The following is a 17,534-nucleotide window of genomic DNA, read 5'->3' as shown; positions in this document are numbered from 1 at the left end:
GGGAGGGTTGGGGAGGGGTTTGCTGTTGCGCTTGGGCTCTGGTTTTTGCAGCTTCACAAGCAACAACAAAAGCTACCCCCTCCCAACCTCCCCCTTGGCTGCGCCAAAGGGGAGGAGCGATGCATGCAGCGCTGTGCTTATGTGTGCATCAATCTTTTTCCTGCGCGACTACCGCGCCGGTTGCCGGGTCCAGCCGCACTTCCACCTTCTCGCCACTGGCGGTCCGGCCCTTGGCCTTCCACATGCCGTCGTCTAGCTTGACGTCGCTGACGCCGGTATAGCCGGCGCTGGAAAGCTGCGCACGGATATCGGCCTCGCTCAGTTGCGAAACCGCCTTGTCCGGATACACCGTGCCGGTGCGCGGGTCGAGCTTCACATCGACCTTCTTGCCATCGGCATTGGTCGCATCGGCCTCCCACATGCCGTCGTCGAACTTGACGTCGCTGACATTGGTATAGCCCTGCGCCTCCAGCTGTGCGCGCACCTGCGGTGCGGTCAATGCGTCCTGGGCCTGGGCGATACCGGTGCCGGCCAATGTCAGAGCGGCGGCGAACATGGCAGTGCGTAGCGGTCGGTTGTTCATTGGTCTGCTCCTTGAGGTTCATTGCGCATCGGGCGCAGCAGCAACCCTACCGTCGCCTACCTGTATCCCTCCGTGAATCGGGGCGGCTTGCCGTCCTGACAATTGGGTACGGTTAATCGATGTGTATAAAATCGTAAAAAAGTGTTTGTCCGGTGTTTTGCCTGCCGGGTGCAGCACGAAACGGCGGCAGCTGCCGGGCATCTGCATGCCCGGCAGTGCGTCATGCCGTATCAGTCATCACCACGCTTGCGCAGTTGCCCGGCAAAGCGATCAAGCCACTGGGCAAAGCCCTGCAGCACTGCGCCGCCCTTGTCCTTGAGCCCGGCCAGCTCCGCTTCCAGGCGCTCGCGGCGGGTGGCTTCGCCTTCGTTGCTGGGCAATGGTGGCAGGATGTGGGCGAAGTAGGTGTCACCGAGGAATTTATGCAGCAGCCGCTCGCCGATGAAGGGCTCGCCGTTGTTGAGCGCGCGTGCCCCCTTGAGCAGGTTGCGGATGTCGTACTGGGTGGGGCTGAGATCGGGAACCTGCTTGGGCAGGTCGAGCAGGCTGTAGACCGCGATACGCGCGGTGCGTACCGAGCTTTCCATGGTGAACACCACGTCGTTGGCGGTTTCCACGAACTGGCCGACCAGGGCCAGGTTGGTACAGCCGGCCGGCACCACCTGCGGGCGGTCACCTGCCGCACGTGGCATGAACTGCGCGGTGATGTAGGGCATCAAGGCCAGCCGAACCTTGGTGTGCGGGAGGATTGCATCGAGCTGATCGGCGATGCCCAGGTGATGGCATAGCTCGGCCACGATCTCGCGGCCTGTGCACTCGGGCATGGTCTTCTTGACGAAGTTGCCCGGCTGGTCCATCAGCAGCGCGTAGACCCACATCACTACCGTGTCCTTGGGCTGCCCGGGGAAGTGTGGCTGGCGGTTGATGGTGATGCTCAACACCCAGTTGGAGTCGGTGAAGGTGATGATGCCGCCGGTGGCGGTGCGGCCGGACGTGGGCTCGTTGACCGACAGTTCGCGCAGCTTGTCCACCAGTGGCGAGGGCTTGCAGGTGAGCGTGGCCGACTCCCACATCGAGCGGTCGATGTCGCCGCAGAATTTGTCCGGGTTGCCGAATACCGGCGAGCGCACTGCCAGGTTGCGCCACAAGCCCCAGCTGCTGCCTTCGGCCGGGCCACCATGGCGCTTCTTCAATACCGGCACGGTATCCATGTCGCCATAGGCGGTGTCCTCGGTCATCGAGCCCGTCAATGCGATCACCAGATCGCCCGGTGCAACGGCAATGCGGCCTTCGCCGTCATCGCCACGGGTGTGCAGGCCGGTGACCGTGCGCTGCTCGTTGTCCACCTCGAAGTCCATATCCAGCACCTGCGTGCCCAGCCTGACCTGCACGCCTTTTTCGCGCAGCAGTTTGATCAGTGGAGTGACGAAGGTGTCGTACTGGTTGAACTTGGGGAATACCAGCGCGGACATGTCGCCAAAGCCATCTATCGCATCGAGGAAGCGATGCATGTACAGCTTCATTTCCAGCAGGCTGTGCCAGTTTTCGAAGGCGAACATGGAGCGGAACAGGAACCAGAAATTGCTGGCCAGGAAGCCCTCGCTGAAATGATCGGCGATGGTCAGGTCATCGAGCTGGTCCTTGCGCTTGAGCAGCAGGCTCACCACTTCCCATTGCTGCTTGCGGCTAAGCCCGAAACGGGTGAAGTCGGGCAGCACCTGGCCCTGCTTGTGCATCAGCCGCGATTTTGACCAGTTGGGGTCGGCATCATTGGCAAGCCGGTATTCGTCCAGCACGCTGAAGCCTTCGGGCAGTTCCAGCGCGGGCACGTCCTGGAACATGTCCCACAGGTTGTCGTAGTTCCAGTTCATCTCGCGGCCACCGCGCACGATGTAGCCGTCCTCGGGATTGCCCGCACCGTCCAGCGAGCCGCCTTCAATGCCGGCGCCTTCGATGATGGTGATGTTCGCGCCCGGCATATGGCCATCGCGGATCAGATAGAACGCGGCCGCCATGCCGGCGATGCCGCCACCGACGATCCAGGCCTTGCGTGACTGGATGCCCTCGGTAGGCAAGGGCTTGAAGCGCTGGTAGTTGCCGACCATGTCCGGTGGCGGCAGCGTATTGAGAGGGGTGTTGTGCCAGTAGCGACGGGTCGCATCGGGCGCGTGCTCAAAGCGTGGGCTGGATCCAGTCATGGGATTCTCCGGTTGGTGGGGGAGGTGCTGCACAACCAAGCATCCGAGCCTAAACAGGCTCGGCGATGGATGGGTTACATCTCGGTGAAAGCGCGGCCCGCAAAGCGTGACCGGCGGCTGGGAACCTTGCTTGGGTCAGCGCCGGCAACGCGCGCTTTCCTGCAGCAGGGCACTGCGCAAGGCGTCGCGGTCGCGTTCGTTGACTGCGTTCTGGAAGTAATTCACGTCGCGCTGGCTCAAACGGCAGGGGTCTACTTCGTAACCGGGTGGCCAGAATCCCAGGTAGCTCGCCACGCCCTGGATCATCTGCTTTGGGCTCATCTGGGGATTGAGCCGGAAGTAGCGCGGCGTGTGTTGGAAGGCGGGGTCGTTGTTGAGCCGCCGGAAAGGCTGCTGGGCGAAGGTGTCGGCACTCAGTGCGGTGCCGCCGGCGGCGGCTTCGGGGATGCTCAGGTTCAATGCTGGGGGCGAGCTTGCTGCTTGCACTGCAGGGGCGGGGGGCGCTTGCGAGGGTTTTCGTCGCGACACCGACCTGGCCGATGGGGCGAGGCTCGCCGTTGCGGCCGCTGGCTGCCGTGGGCGTAACGGAGATGGTTGCGGCGGCCGCGGCAACCAGCGCAGGCTGGTGCGGACAGCCTCGTCGAGGCGGGTGGGCTGGCGCGGTTGCAGCAGCCACAGCGCCATCAAGGTATGCACCGCGATGACCACGATCGCCGCGCTCAGCTGGGCGAGCGGGTGCGGGAAACGTCTGGAAGTTGTCGACACCAGCGATGCATCCATGCGGGGACCGCTGCTGTGACCGCGAATTGCCGCAATAGTTTCCGCCGCACCCGCTGGGCTTGGCGCCGCCGTGAAACGACGGTGTCGGCTGCAACCAATTGGCGGGCGCCGCGGCGACGCATGGCAGACTGCGGGCACTACTTCCTCTGTTACGCCCATGTCGACCGCCGCCAGCTCCGCCCCCCTGAACTCCCCGCGCCGTGTACTGGCGGCCAGCCTGATCGGCACCACCATCGAATTCTTCGACTTCTACATCTACGCCACGGCGGCGGTGCTGGTATTCCCCAAGCTGTTCTTCCCGGAGAGCAGCAACGACGCCGCCCTGCTGCAGTCGCTGGCGACCTTTGCGGTGGCCTTCATTGCCCGGCCGGTGGGCTCGGCGGTATTCGGCCACTACGGCGACCGGATCGGGCGCAAGGCCACGCTGGTGGCGGCATTGCTGACCATGGGCCTGTCGACGGTGGCCATCGGCCTGCTGCCGACCTACCACGACATCGGTGTGGCCGCGCCGCTGCTGCTGGCGCTGTGCCGGTTTGGCCAGGGCCTGGGTCTGGGCGGGGAATGGGGCGGGGCGGTGCTGCTGGCTACCGAAAATGCGCCGCCCGGCAAGCGCGCCTGGTACGGCATGTTCCCGCAGTTGGGGGCGCCGCTGGGCTTCCTGTTGTCGGCCGGCACCTTCCTGTTGCTGGGGCGGGTGCTGGATGACGCCAGCTTCCTGGCCTGGGGCTGGCGGGTGCCGTTCATCGCCAGTGCCCTGCTGGTGATCGTGGGCCTGTGGGTACGTTTGAACATCCGCGAGACGCCGGATTTCCAGAAGGCGCTGGAACAGGGCCAGCGGGTGCGCCTGCCGATGCGCGAGGTGCTGTTTGGCCATGGCTTTGCGGTGCTGGCCGGCACCTTGGCGGCATTTGCCACCTTCGTGCTGTTCTACCTGATGACGGTCTTCACGCTGGGCTATGGCACCTCGACATTGGCCTATGCGCGCGAGGATTTCCTGCTGCTGCAGATGGTCGGCATCCTGTTCTTCGCTGCCGGCATACCGTTGGCAGCGCTGTATGGCGATCGTCATGGCACGGTCAAGGCGATGTTGTGGGCGACAGCGGGCATCTTCGTGTTCGGCTTGTTGTTCCAACCGCTGTTCCAGGCTGGTCATCCGTGGCAGGTGCTGCTGTTCCTGTCGTTGGGGCTGTTCCTGATGGGCCTGACCTATGGCCCCTGCGGCACCATGCTGGCAGGCCTGTATCCGGTGCAGGTGCGCTATACCGGCGCATCGCTGTCGTTCAATCTGGCCGGCATCCTGGGCGCGGCGCCTGCGCCGTATGCGGCAACCTGGTTGGCCGGCAAGTTCGGCATTGCCGCTGTCGGCGGCTATCTGTGCGTTACCGCATTGCTGACCGGCCTGGCCCTGCTGGCAATCAACCGCCGCCAGCGCGGGGTTGCCGCAGGAACGCCGTAAGTCGCGACGACCGCCAATCCCACACAGATCGGCAAGGTGTGCGCCTTGCGGCGTGCCTGCGGCGGTAAACCCGGCAGTGGCACAGTTGCGGCATTTGCAGCAATGTCGGCAACGGCATTGCTCCCGCAAACAAGGCTCAGCGGAACAGGCGTTTCAAGGTACGTCCCAGCCAGCTGCCTTCCTGGTGCTCGCGGGCAAACTGGTTGAGGTGGCGTTTCACGTGCTCGGCATAGGCCTTGTCGTCCCCGCGGATGTGGTTGAACAGCCAGCGTGACAGCATGTTGCGCAGTTCATCGGTGACGTCTTCACCGGCCTGGAAACGCATGCGGTACTCGGAGACGCGTTTGCCGAACACTTCATGCACGCGCTTGTGCGCCGCGCAGAAGGGGTAGCCGGCCTCTTCCATCAATTCTTCTTCAAAGGCGAAGTGCGACATGGTGTAGTCCACCAGTTCGTCGATGACTTCCGCCACGGCAACGCGCTCCAGGTTTTTCTGCGCGACATGCAGGTGATTGAGCATCTCCACGATGCGCATGTGCTGGTGGTCGATGACCTCCACACCCGTATTGAGATCGTCCTGCCAAACCAGTAATGCCACCGCCACTTCTCCCCATGTGTGCTTTGAGCAGCACTGTAGGGAGCGGACCGGGCAGGCGCGTTGATCTGGATCAATGCCGGGTTTTCAACGCGCCTTCGTTCAGATAGCGGGTTGATCGCGTTCAGTGCGTATCGCTGCTGCAGATGCGGTTGCGACCACCGGCTTTGGCCAGGTAAAGCTGTCGATCGGCTTCGGTGATGAGCTGATGCAGGTTGCCGCTGCGCAGCGGCATGCGGCAGACGCCAATGCTGACGGTCATGCTCAGGATGTTGTCGCCGAACGGCAGGCGCAGGCTGGCCACCGCCTGTCGCATCTGTTCAAAATGCGCTGCGCTGGCGGCTGCATCCAAGCCGCTGACCATCAGACAGAATTCCTCGCCGCCAAAGCGCGAGCTGATGTCATGCGCGCGGGTATTGGCCTGCAGCACCGAGGCGACGGCACGGATGGCCTGGTCGCCGGCCTCATGGCCAAGGCTGTCATTGATGTGCTTGAAATGGTCGATATCGACCATGGCCACCGCCACCATGCCACCGTTGTTGGCGGCGCCGAGCTGGCGCTGGCTTTGTTCCAGAAAGCTGCGGCGATTGGGCAGGCCGGTCAGGAAATCGCGGGTAGCCAGATCCTGCAGCGTGCCGATCAACTCCAGTTGGTCCACGTTCTGCGAGACCCGGCAGAAGAATTCCTCGCGTGAGAAGGGCTTGCGCAGGAAGTCATTGGCGCCGTTCTTGAGGAAGCGCGGAATCAGCGAGGGATCCGAGTTGCCGGAAATGCCGATCACCGCCACCTTGTCGCGCGCACGCAAGGCGCGCAGCCTGCGGGTCAGTTCCACGCCCTGCATGCCTGGCATTTCCTCATCGACGATGACCAGGCGGATGGCCGGGTCGGCCTCGATTGCGCGCAGCGCCGAGGCGCCGTCATCGGCCTCGATGACGTGGTAGCCGTACATGGTCAGCAAGGCGGCGGCATAGGCGCGGGCCGACGGCGAATCGTCCACCACCAGCGCGGCGATGCGTCGATTGCGCTCCATCCGCTGCACCAGCCAGACCAGGTAGTCGATGCTGCCCGGCGTGTTCTTCAGCACGTAGTCGATGATCTGTTGTTGCAGCACGCGCTTGCGCAGGTCTTCGTCATAGACGCCGCTGACCACGATGGTCGGCAGCCCGCGGTTGACGAAATACTGCACCACCTGGTCGCGGTCCCCGTCGGCCAGCACCAGCCCGGTCAGGACCAGGAACCAACCTTCCTCACGGTCCAGCAGCTCACCGGCCTCGGCCAGGCTGGAGGCAACGCTGACCGGCAGCTCCAGGCGCTGCTCGATGGCCTCGCGCAGCATCGTGGTGAAGGTGCGTGAGTTCTCCACCAGCAGGATGCGCTGCGGCAGCGGCGTGATCGACGGACTGTCGAACGCGCGCTGCGGCGGGTTGGCAAGAGGGGCGAGAGTAGGGAGCATCGGAACGTGTAACGGCAGCTGGCGTAAGAACTTGAGGCGAAGCACACGTCGCGGTGGCCATGCCGGCGTGAAGGCCGGTCTTCAGCAACGGGTCGAAATTGCCGCGTGTCGCCCTCGGCCGCGTCCAGGTCTTACCAGAGCAGGTCGCGCAGCTTGTACCAGGACATGGCAGCCACCAGCAGGGGCATGCGCAGGGCCTTGCCGCCGGGGAACACGCCATGCGGGATGCGTTCGAACACATCCAGACGCTGGGCCTGGCCGGCAATGGCGGCGGCGATCACTTCGCCGGCCAGCCCGGTGCTGGCAACGCCGTGGCCGGAAAAACCCTGGGCGAAATACACATTCGGGGTGATCCGGCCCCAATGCGGGGCGCGGTTGCGGGTGATGTCGATATAGCCGCCCCACACGTATTCCATCTCGACGTCGGCCAGCTGCGGGAATACCCGGCGCATGCGTCGGGTCATGCTGGCGCGCAGGCCCGGCGGTGGCAGTGCGGAATAGTTGGCCTGGCCGCCGAACAACAGGCGGTGGTCGCGGCTGAGCCGGAAGTAGTCCAGCGCCCAGTTCACATCGGCCACGGCCATGTCGTTGCGGATCAGCGCGCGCGCGCGCTCGGCGCCGAGCGGCTGGGTGGCGCCGATATAGGTGCCGACCGGCATCATCCGGGTTTCCAGCTCGGGCGCGATGCCCTGCAGCCAAGCGTTGCCGGCCAATACGACGAAATCGGCATCGACGCGGCCGTGGTCGGTGATCAGTGCCGGCTGTGCACCGCGCTGCAGGCGGGTGACCGGTGAGTGTTCGTGCAGGGTGACGCCCGCGGCCACTGCCGCCTGGGCCAGGCCCTGCGCGTAGGCCAATGGGTGCAGATGGCCGCTGGCGGGGTCGTACATCGCGCCCAGGTAGCGGTCGCTGGCCAGCTCCTGCTGCAGGCGCGGGCGGTCCCACCATTCCAGCGGATAGTCGTAGCGCTGCGCCATGCGCTCGATGTCGGCACGCAGGGCACGTTCCTGACGCGGGTGGATCGGCACGCTGGCATGGCCGTCACGCCAATCGCAGTCGATGCCGTGCCTGGCGATGCGCTGCCGGAGCATGTGCATGCCGTCGCGCGAAAAGTCGAACAGCAGGCGCGCATCGTCGTCGCCGATCAGCGCTTCCAGCGTGTCCTGTTCGCAGCCGTAGCCGACGATGGCCTGGCCGCCGTTGCGGCCAGAGGCGCCCCAGCCGATCCGCTCGGCCTCCAGTACGGTGACCTTGTAGCCTTTTTCGGCCAGCGCCAGCGCAGCGGTCAGGCCGGTGTAACCGGCGCCCAGCACGGCCACGTCGGCACGCGCCTGACCACGCAAGGGCGCATGCGCTGCAAGTTCGGGTTGACTGGCGGCATACCAGCTTGGCGGGTAAACAGGTGCAGCGGCGTCCACGGAATCAGGCCGAATCAGGGGTGGGCAGTGTAGCGACCCCGGCGTATGCGGCGCGCGCAGGCGGGGAACAGCCTGCATAGTGTGCCCGGTACAAGTTGAATGACAGATGGCGCTTGGTTGCCTAATCGGCGGGGCAGGGGTAGCGTGCTAGCACGTCTCATGAGCTTCACCCATGGCCAGCCTGCCGCTGGTCGGCTTGCCTACCGACAGCAAACCGATCGGGTCCCATCCTTTCCTTGTGGTCGGTGAAAAGTACGTGCGCGCCGTTGTTGATGGTGCGCAGGCCACCCCGCTGGTGCTGCCCCTGCTGCAACCGCCGCTGCCGGCGGGGGATTGGTTGGCCACGCTGGACGGCCTGTTATTGACCGGCGCTGTCAGCAACATCGAGCCGCATCACTACGGCGGTGGCAACAGCTGGCCGGGTAATCCGCATGATCCGGCGCGTGATGCCAATGTATTCGGGCTGATTCCGCAGGCGCTTGCGCTGGGCATGCCCATCCTGGCCATCTGCCGCGGCTTCCAGGAGCTCAATGTCGCCTTTGGTGGCAGCCTGCATCCCAAGGTGCATGAAGTACCCGGTCTGGCCGATCATCGTGAAAACCCGGCGTCATCGTTGGATGTGCAATATGGGCCGGCACACGCGCTGCAGTTGTGCCCGGATGGCCTGCTGGCCGGCATTGCCGGCGGCACCGAGGTGATGGTCAATTCAGTGCACGGGCAGGGCGTGGACCGCCTGGGCGAGAGCTTGCAGGTCGAGGCCCGCGCGCCGGATGGGCTGATCGAAGCGTTTCGTGGCAGCGGCCCGTCGTTCCTGCTGGGCGTGCAGTTCCACCCGGAATGGCGGGTTGTTGAAAACCCGTTCTATCTGGGCATTTTCCAAGCCTTCGGCGAGGCCTGTCGCCGCTATCGGTTACACAAACAAGTTGGTTCCCCATGACTTCGCGCCCCCGCTCACGCAATACCGCCGCCGACGTACAGGAAGAAAGCTCGCTGCTGCGCTGGCTCAAGGAGCGGCACATCACCGAGGTCGAATGCCTGGTGCCGGATATCACCGGCAATGCGCGCGGCAAGATCATTCCCGCCGACAAGTTCTCGCACGACTACGGGACGCGGCTGCCGGAAGGTATTTTCGCCACCACGGTGACTGGCGATTACCCGGATGATTACTACGAGCTGACCTCGCCGGCCGACGCGGACATGATCCTGCGCCCGGACCCGGACACCGTGCGCATGGTGCCATGGGCCACCGATCCGACCGCGCAGATCATCCACGATTGCTACACCAAGGGTGGCCAGCCGCATGAGCTGGCGCCGCGCAACGTACTGCGGCGGGTGCTGGCAGCCTACGAGGAACTCGGCTTGAAACCGGTGGTGGCGCCGGAACTGGAGTTCTTCCTGGTGCAGAAGAACACTGACCCGGACTTCCCGCTGTTGCCGCCGGCTGGCCGCTCAGGCCGCCCGGAAACCGCGCGCCAGTCGTATTCCATCGATGCAGTCAACGAGTTCGATCCCATCCTCGACCTGATGTACGACTACTGCGATGCGATGAAGCTGGACGTGGACACCTTGATCCACGAATCCGGCGCCGCCCAGCTGGAGGTCAACTTCACCCACGATGATGCGATGTCGCTGGCCGACCAGGTGTTCCTGTTCAAGCGCACCATGCGCGAGGCGGCGCTGCGTCACGGCATCTATGCCACCTTCCTGGCCAAGCCGATGGAAACCGAACCAGGCAGCGCGATGCATATCCACCAGAGCCTGGTGCGTGTGTCCGATGGCCATAACGTGTTTGCCGGCAACAACGAGGGCGAGTACAGCGAGACCTTCGACAATTATCTGGCCGGCCTGCAGAAGTACGTTCCGGCGGCGATGGGTTTCTTCGCGCCGAACGTGAACTCGTACCGCCGCCTGGTGTTTGGCGAAGTCTCGCCGAGCAACGTGGAGTGGGGTTTCGACAACCGCACCTGCGGCCTGCGCGTGCCGATGGACAGTCTGGAAAACAACCGCGTCGAAAGCCGCTTTGCCGGTTCCGACGCCAATCCCTACCTGGCGATGGCAGCGACGCTGGCCTGTGGCCTGCTGGGTATCCGCGAGAAGCTCAAGCCCACCCCTTCGATCAGTGGCAACGCCAAGGAGCTGGGCTACGAGCTGCCGCGCTCGCTGGGTGAATCGCTGGACGGCCTGGAAGTCTGCGAAGCCCTGCAGGAACTGCTGGGCCACCGTTTCTGCCGCGCCTACATCTCGGTCAAACGCAAGGAGTACGAGACCTTCTTCCGCGTGATCAGCTCGTGGGAGCGTGAATTCCTGCTGTTGAACGTCTGAGTGCTTGTCTCCCTCCCTTTTGCGTAGCAAAGGGGAGGGTTGGGGAGGGGTTGGCTCTGCGGCCTTTCAAGCATTGCCAGCTTCGTGGCTTACGCCGCTCCCACAGCTCCCGCAGCTCCCACAGCCCCTGCCGCCGGCCTTCTACACACAAAGGCGCCGCAGATGGGACAATAGCCCACCTCCCGGCTTGGCCGGTCCCCCATACCGCTCCCGGATCACACTGGAGAACCCATGAATCTGCGCATTCTGACCGTTGGTGTCGCCATTTCCCTGCTTGCTGCCTGCGGCGGCAAGGAACCCGGCGCCAAGCCTGCTGAAGGCGGCGAGGCCAAGGTCCTCAACGTCTACAACTATTCGGATTACATCGCCGAAGACACCATCCCGAACTTCGAGAAGTCGACCGGCATCAAGGTCACCTACGACGTGTTCGACAGCGACGAGATGGTTGAGACCAAGTTGCTGACCGGCGACAGCGGCTACGACATCGTTGTGCCGACGCTGAACTTCTTCGGCCGCCAGATCCAGGCCGGCGTGTTCCTGCCGCTGGACAAGAGCAAGATCCCGAACCTGGCCAACCTCGACCCGGCAGTGATGCAGCGCATCGCCGGCCAGGATCCGGGCAACCAGTACGGCGTGCCGTACATGATGGGCAGCACCGGCATCGGCTACAACGTGGCCAAGCTGAAAGAGCGTTTCGGCGGCAGCGCCGACATCGCCAACAGCTGGGACCTGGTGTTCAAGCCGGAAAACATCGCCAAGATGAAGGATTGCGGCGTGACACTGCTGGACACCCCGGCGGACATGATCCCGGTGGCCCTGCATTACCTGGGCGAAGACCCGCACAGCGCCGATCCGGCCGTGCTGCAGAAGGCCGCCGACCTGCTCAAGTCGATCCGCCCGTACGTGCAGAACTTCCACTCCTCGCAGTACGTGGGCTCGCTGGCCAACGGCAGCACCTGCCTGGTGGTGGGCTGGTCGGGCGACATCATCCAGGCCCGTGACCGCGCCGAAGAAGCCAAGAACGGCGTGGAAGTGGCCTATTCCATCCCCAAGGAAGGCGCCCCGCAGTGGTTCGACATGCTGGCCATTCCCAAGGATGCCAAGCATCCGGGTAATGCCTATGCCTTCATCAACTACCTGCTGGAGCCGGAAGTCGCGGCCAAGAACACCAACGTGACCCACTACGCCAACCCGGTGAAGTCGGCGACCTCGCTGGTTGCCCCGGCCATCCGTGACGACAAGACCATCTACCCGGCCGAAGACGTGGCCGCCAAGATGTTCACCTATGCGATCAACACCCCGGAGACGGACAAGCTGTACACCCGTCTGTGGACCGAGGTGAAGACCGGTCGTTGATCTGAAGCCGCGCCTGCCACCCGTCCCGCGTCCGAGGGATGGGTGATCAGGGCCAAGGCGGGTTTCGCATCTGATCCAGGCAACGCCTCCCTCACAAGGGAGGCGTTGTTGTTTGTGGTGCTACAAGGGGCGGCGCGTCGTGCGCGGGGCTTCCCCTCGACGCAGCCAGCAGTCCGCCCCCTCCCTTTGCCGGAGGCAAGGGGAGGGTTGGGGAGGGGTGAGCTCTTGTGGTCTTTCAGGCATTGCCAGCTTCGCGGCTGACGCCGCTCCTACAACATTGATGCGCGCCAGCTGTTCCCCCTCCCTTTGCCGGAGGCAAGGGGAGGGCTGAGGAGGGGTAGGCTCTTGTGGCCTCTCAGGTATTGTCAGCTTCGCGGCTGACGCCGCTCCCACAGCCCGCACACTCCGAGGCGCGCCGGCTGGTCTCCCTCCCTTTGGCGTAGCCAAGGGGAGGGTCGGGGAGGGGTAGGCTCTTGGGGCCTTCACGCACGATCAGCTTCGCGCCTGACGCCGCGCCTACAGCCCCGGCAGGTTCAATTGCCCCCAACCGCCACAGCCAGCGGTGTCGTCAGCAAAAAGGGGGGGCTAAACTACGCTGGTTTGTTCATCTGCCTGCTTCCGGAGCCCTACATGCCCGTTGACGCCAAGCCAGAGGCCATCGCTTTGAACAGCGAGCCCGGCTACCTGTCCATTCGCGATCTGCGCAAGGAATTCGATGGCTTCGTCGCCGTCGATGACGTCAATCTTGATGTGCGCAAGGGCGAGATCTTCGCGCTGCTGGGTGGTTCGGGCAGCGGCAAGTCCACCCTGCTGCGCTGCCTGGCCGGCTTTGAGACGCCGACCAAGGGCAGCATCCTGCTCGATGGCCAGCCGATCACTGCGCTGCCGCCCTACGAGCGGCCGATCAACATGATGTTCCAGTCCTATGCGCTGTTCCCGCACATGACGGTGGAACAGAACATCGCCTTCGGCCTGAAGCAGGACGGCATGGCCAAGGACGCCATTGCCCGCCGCGTCGGCGAGATGCTGGAGTTGGTGCAGTTGCAGAAGCTGGGCAAGCGCAAGCCGCACCAGCTGTCCGGCGGCCAGCAGCAGCGTGTGGCGCTGGCGCGTTCGCTGGCCAAGAGCCCCAAGCTGCTGTTGCTGGACGAGCCGATGGGCGCGTTGGACAAGAAGCTGCGCTCGAAGATGCAGCTGGAGCTGGTCAACATCATCGAGCAGTTGGGGGTGACCTGCGTGATGGTCACCCATGACCAGGAAGAAGCCATGACCATGGCCACCCGCATCGCGGTGATGGACCAGGGCTGGATCCAGCAGATCGGCAAGCCCGATGACATCTACGAGCAGCCGGCCAATCGTTTCGTGGCTGGCTTCATCGGCTCGGTGAATTCCTTCGAAGGCGTAATCGACGAGGACCTGCCCGAATACGTCACCGTGCGCACCGCCGATTTTCCGGCGCCGATCTATGTTGGCCACGGCATCACCGGCTACGAAGGCCAGCCGGTGGCGTTCGCGTTGCGCCCGGAGAAGGTCCATATCGCCAAGGAAGAGCCGGAAGGGGAGACCAACAAGGCCTTCGGCGTGGTTGAGGACATCGCCTATTTCGGCAGCCACTCGGTCTACCACGTGCGCCTGCCCAGTGGCGCCAAGATCCTGTCCAACTTCGCCAACATGAAGCGCTGGGACAGCGACGGCATCACCTGGAACGATGAAGTCTGGGTGTCCTGGGACGACAACGACGGCGTGGTGCTGACCTCATGAGCGCGACCAGCCCACTCACCCGCGGTTGGCGGCGGTGGCTGCCCGGCGCGCGCGCAGGTGTGATCGGCGTGCCCTACCTGTGGCTGCTGCTGTTCTTCGCCATCCCGTTCCTGATCGTGCTGAAGATCTCCTTCGCCAAGATGGCGGTGGCGATGCCGCCGTATACCTCCATCGTCGAATACGTGGACAATGCGTTCACGGTGAACCTCAATCTAGGCAACTACACCGCGCTGTTCACCGACAGCCAATACCTGGTCGCCTATCTGAGTTCGATCAAGATCGCGGTGATCTCGACGTTCTTGACCTTGCTGATCGGTTACCCGATGGCCTACGTGATCTCGCGGATGTCGCCGTCGGCACGCAACATCGCGATGATGCTGGTGGTGCTGCCTTCGTGGACCTCGTTCCTGATCCGCGTATACGCCTGGATCGGCATCCTCGACAGCAACGGCCTGATCAACCGGACCTTGATGAACCTCGGGCTGATCGACGAGCCCTTGCGCATTCTCTACACCCCGGTCGCGGCCTATATCGGCATTGTCTATTGCTACCTGCCGTTCATGGTGCTGCCGCTGTACGCCAACCTGGTCAAGCTGGACAACCGCCTGCTGGAGGCTGCCTACGACCTGGGTGCCAAGCCTTGGCAGGCGTTCGCTCGCATCACCTTGCCGCTGTCGCGCAGCGGCATCATCGCCGGCTGCATGCTGGTGATGATTCCGGCGGTGGGCGAGTTCGTCATCCCGGAAATGCTGGGTGGGCCGGATACCTTGATGATCGGCCGGGTGTTGTGGGGCGAGTTCTTCAACAACCGCGACTGGCCGCTGGCCTCGGCGGTGGCCATCGTGATGCTGCTGTTGCTGCTGGTGCCCATCATCATCTTCAACCGGTCCCAGCAGCGTGAGCTGGAAGGGAAGCTGGCATGAGCATGACCCGGCGTAGTTCCTGGTTGGGTTGGAGCATCCTGCTGCTCGGCTTTGCCTTCCTGTACCTGCCGATCCTGTTGCTGATGGTGTACTCGTTCAATTCCTCGCGGCTGGCGACGGTATGGGCGGGCTTCTCCACGCAGTGGTACGGGGAGTTGTTCCGCGACCGCCAGCTGCTGCAGGCGGCCTGGATCAGCATCAAGATCGCTTTCTGGACAGCGAGCGCATCGATGGTGATCGGCACCATGGCGGCGATGGCGATGACCCGCTTCAAGCGCTTCCCCAGCAAGACCCTGTTCGGTGCCTTGGTGACGGCACCGCTGGTGATGCCGGAGGTGATCATCGGCCTGTCGATCCTGCTGATGCTGGTATCGATGGGCGGCTTGTTCGGCCTGCCGTCCAAGGGCGTGGTGGCGATCTGGATCGCGCATGTGACCTTCACCATCTCCTTCGTGACGGTGGTGGTGTCCTCGCGCCTGCAGGAGCTGGACCGTTCACTGGAAGAGGCGGCAATGGACCTGGGCGCGAACCGGGTCAAGGTGTTCTTCCTGATCACCTTGCCGATCATTGCGCCGGCGCTGATGTCGGGTTGGTTGTTGGCCTTCACCCTGTCGCTGGATGACGTGGTGATTGCCAGCTTCGTTGCCGGCCCCAGCTCGACCACGCTGCCGATGAAGATCTTCGCCTCGGTGCGCATGGGCGTGAGCCCGAAGATAAATGCCCTGGCCACGTTGATGGTGCTGGCCGTGTCGACCGTGGCAGTGCTGGGTTGGTGGATATCGGCCCGCGCCGAAAAACGTCGCCAGCGCGATATGCAGCTGGCCCTGCAGGAAAACGGCTGACGCCCAGATGTAGTGCCGAGCCATGCTCGGCAGAGGCTCTACCAGCAATGCAATGTAGTGCCGAGCCATGCTCGGCAGAGGCTCTACCGGTAAAGCCCCTTGCCGAGCATGGCTCGGCACTACAGATGAGTCCCCCCCTGCCGAGCATGGCTCGGCACTACAGCTAAGTCCCTGTGCCGAGTTACAGGCCTTCGCTTGGGATTTACCTGCCCGCAACACTTGCGGCGCTACCATTCCTGCATTCGTTGCGTGCAGGTGAGTTCATGGCGTCGTACCAGACTATCAATCCCTTCAACGGCCAGGTCGTGGGTACGGTCGAGCTGATGACAGCAGCGGGCATCGAGCAGCGGCTTGCCGCAGCTGAATCGGTGTTCCCGCAATGGGCGGCATTGTCGTTGGATCAGCGCGGTGACTATCTGCGCAACATCGCCGGCGGCCTGCGCGCGCGCCGTGACGACATCCAGCGCACGATGACGGCCGAAATGGGCAAGCTGCGCCGCGAGGCGCTGGTCGAGATCGAGAAGAGTGCAGCGGCCTGCGAGTACTACGCCGACCACGCCGCAGACTACCTGAAGCCGCAGCCCATCCCCACCGAAGCCCAGCGCAGCTATGTCATCTACCAGCCGATTGGCTGCGTGATGGCAGTGATGCCATGGAATTTCCCGATCTGGCAGGTGATCCGTTTCCTTGCGCCGGGCTTGATGGCCGGCAATGTGGCCCTGCTCAAGCACGCCAGCAATGTCCCCGGCTGTGCCGATCTGCTGCGCGAGGTTGTCGCCGCTACGGGCGTTCCAGCGGGCGTGTTCGACGTGCTGCACATCGACAACGAGCAGGCGGCCGGGGTGCTGCGCGATCGCCGGATCAAGGCAGTCACCTTGACCGGCAGCGAGCGTGCCGGCCGTTCCATTGCCGCCAATGCCGGCGACCAGTTGAAGAAGTGCGTGATGGAGCTGGGCGGCAGTGATGCCTTCGTGGTGCTGGACGATGCCGATCTGGATCTGGCCGCGGCCGCCGCGGTGCGCTCGCGCTTCGACAATGCCGGACAGACCTGCATCGCGGCCAAGCGCTTCATCCTGGTGGATTCGATTGCCGATGCCTTCGTGCAGCGCTTTGTGGAAACGGCGCAGGCACGCGTATACGGCGATCCGCAGGATGAGGCGAGCAGTTTGGCGCCGATGGCGCGCGCTGACCTGCGCGATGAGCTGCACAAACAGGTACGCAGCAGCATCGACAAGGGTGCGAAGGTGTTGCTGGGCGGCGCGCCGGTTGCCGACAGCAATGCCGGCTACCAGGCCACGATTCTCGACAACGTCGGGCCCGGCATGCCGGCCTATGACGAGGAGTTGTTCGGGCCAGTGGCCGCCATCATCCGGGTCAAGGACGAAGCCGAGGCGGTGCGGGTTGCCAATGACACCAGCTTCGGCCTGGGCGGCAGCGTCTGGACCCGCGATGTACTGCGCGGTGAGAACGTCGCCGTGCAGCTGGAATGCGGTGCGGCCTTCGTCAATTCAGTGGTGAAGAGCGATGCGCGATTGCCGTTTGGCGGCACCAAGCGCTCAGGCTTTGGGCGCGAGCTGGCAGGCCCGGGTATTCATGAGTTCATGAATATCAAAACGGTTTACGTTGCCTGACGCTGAGGTTGTAGGAGCGGCGTAAGCCGCGAAGCTGGTGGTCCGTTTGTGCCTGCAAAGACCTGCAATTGCAGTCAGTTTGATTGCAGGCTCGCCGGGTTTTTCGACCATCAGTGGCTTCGCGGCTTACGCCGCTCCGACAGGGCGGGTACTGCTTGGAATGCCTCTGCCGAGCATGGCTCGGCACTACCGCTTCCGCCCCCTCCCTTTGGCTGA

Annotated in this window: 14 protein-coding genes; 8 read left to right on the top strand and 6 right to left on the bottom strand. The window is 63.9% G+C overall.

Annotated features, from left to right (window positions below):
- Positions 1 to 148 precede the first annotated feature (148 nt).
- From ABB27_RS12080 to ABB27_RS19965, 3 genes are all read right to left on the bottom strand, one after another.
- Positions 149 to 583: a PepSY domain-containing protein gene (locus ABB27_RS12080; protein ID WP_083491286.1), complete on the bottom strand. Its 435-nt coding sequence runs from the start codon at positions 581 to 583 to the stop codon at positions 149 to 151.
- Between the two features lie 230 nt (positions 584 to 813).
- The gene (locus ABB27_RS12075) at positions 814 to 2,781 is read right to left on the bottom strand and encodes an oleate hydratase (protein ID WP_057628957.1); all 1,968 of its coding nucleotides are present in this window, start codon (positions 2,779 to 2,781) and stop codon (positions 814 to 816) included.
- 135 nt (positions 2,782 to 2,916) lie between these two features.
- A complete protein-coding gene (locus ABB27_RS19965; protein WP_161809647.1) occupies positions 2,917 to 3,561 on the bottom strand; it encodes a hypothetical protein in 645 nt (214 codons plus the stop codon).
- 157 nt (positions 3,562 to 3,718) lie between these two features.
- On the opposite strand from ABB27_RS19965, the gene ABB27_RS12065 reads away from it, so the two are divergent.
- A complete protein-coding gene (locus tag ABB27_RS12065) occupies positions 3,719 to 5,017 on the top strand; it encodes an MFS transporter (RefSeq protein WP_057628955.1) in 1,299 nt (432 codons plus the stop codon).
- A gap of 136 nt (positions 5,018 to 5,153) precedes the next feature.
- On the opposite strand, the gene ABB27_RS12060 is transcribed toward ABB27_RS12065, so the two are convergent.
- The 3 genes from ABB27_RS12060 to ABB27_RS12050 form a co-directional block, all read right to left on the bottom strand.
- Complete coding sequence (locus tag ABB27_RS12060) at positions 5,154 to 5,615, bottom strand: bacteriohemerythrin (RefSeq protein WP_057628963.1); 462 nt, start codon at positions 5,613 to 5,615, stop codon at positions 5,154 to 5,156.
- Positions 5,616 to 5,736: 121 nt separating this feature from the next.
- A complete protein-coding gene (locus tag ABB27_RS12055; RefSeq protein WP_338061723.1) occupies positions 5,737 to 6,948 on the bottom strand; it encodes a GGDEF domain-containing response regulator in 1,212 nt (403 codons plus the stop codon).
- 248 nt (positions 6,949 to 7,196) lie between these two features.
- On the bottom strand, positions 7,197 to 8,561 hold the full coding sequence (locus ABB27_RS12050) for an NAD(P)/FAD-dependent oxidoreductase (RefSeq protein ID WP_083491284.1): 1,365 nt from the start codon (positions 8,559 to 8,561) through the stop codon (positions 7,197 to 7,199).
- A gap of 94 nt (positions 8,562 to 8,655) precedes the next feature.
- Here ABB27_RS12050 and ABB27_RS12045 point away from each other — a divergent pair, with 94 nt between their 5' ends.
- From ABB27_RS12045 to ABB27_RS12015, 7 genes are all read left to right on the top strand, one after another.
- Positions 8,656 to 9,420 carry a gamma-glutamyl-gamma-aminobutyrate hydrolase family protein gene (locus ABB27_RS12045; RefSeq protein ID WP_057628954.1) on the top strand — a complete coding sequence of 255 codons (765 nt, stop codon included), beginning with the start codon at positions 8,656 to 8,658 and terminating at the stop codon, positions 9,418 to 9,420.
- Complete coding sequence (locus ABB27_RS12040; protein ID WP_057628953.1) at positions 9,417 to 10,805, top strand: glutamine synthetase family protein; 1,389 nt, start codon at positions 9,417 to 9,419, stop codon at positions 10,803 to 10,805. Before ABB27_RS12045 ends, ABB27_RS12040 begins: the two co-directional genes overlap by 4 nt.
- 231 nt (positions 10,806 to 11,036) lie before the next feature.
- Positions 11,037 to 12,161 (top strand): polyamine ABC transporter substrate-binding protein, encoded by a 1,125-nt coding sequence (locus ABB27_RS12035; protein WP_057628952.1) that lies wholly within the window; start codon positions 11,037 to 11,039, stop codon positions 12,159 to 12,161.
- Positions 12,162 to 12,791: 630 nt separating this feature from the next.
- Positions 12,792 to 13,922, top strand: a complete 1,131-nt coding sequence (locus tag ABB27_RS12030; protein ID WP_057628960.1) for an ABC transporter ATP-binding protein — start codon at positions 12,792 to 12,794, stop codon at positions 13,920 to 13,922.
- Positions 13,919 to 14,845, top strand: a complete 927-nt coding sequence (locus ABB27_RS12025) for an ABC transporter permease subunit (protein ID WP_057628951.1) — start codon at positions 13,919 to 13,921, stop codon at positions 14,843 to 14,845. Before ABB27_RS12030 ends, ABB27_RS12025 begins: the two co-directional genes overlap by 4 nt.
- The gene (locus ABB27_RS12020; RefSeq protein WP_057628950.1) at positions 14,842 to 15,687 is read left to right on the top strand and encodes an ABC transporter permease subunit; all 846 of its coding nucleotides are present in this window, start codon (positions 14,842 to 14,844) and stop codon (positions 15,685 to 15,687) included. Before ABB27_RS12025 ends, ABB27_RS12020 begins: the two co-directional genes overlap by 4 nt.
- A 263-nt stretch (positions 15,688 to 15,950) precedes the next feature.
- A complete protein-coding gene (locus ABB27_RS12015) occupies positions 15,951 to 17,318 on the top strand; it encodes an NAD-dependent succinate-semialdehyde dehydrogenase (protein WP_057628959.1) in 1,368 nt (455 codons plus the stop codon).
- The last annotated feature ends 216 nt before the right edge of the window (positions 17,319 to 17,534 follow it).

Source organism: Stenotrophomonas terrae (assembly GCF_001431465.1).
GTDB lineage: Bacteria > Pseudomonadota > Gammaproteobacteria > Xanthomonadales > Xanthomonadaceae > Stenotrophomonas > Stenotrophomonas terrae.
This window is presented reverse-complemented; position numbering and strand designations above follow the sequence as displayed.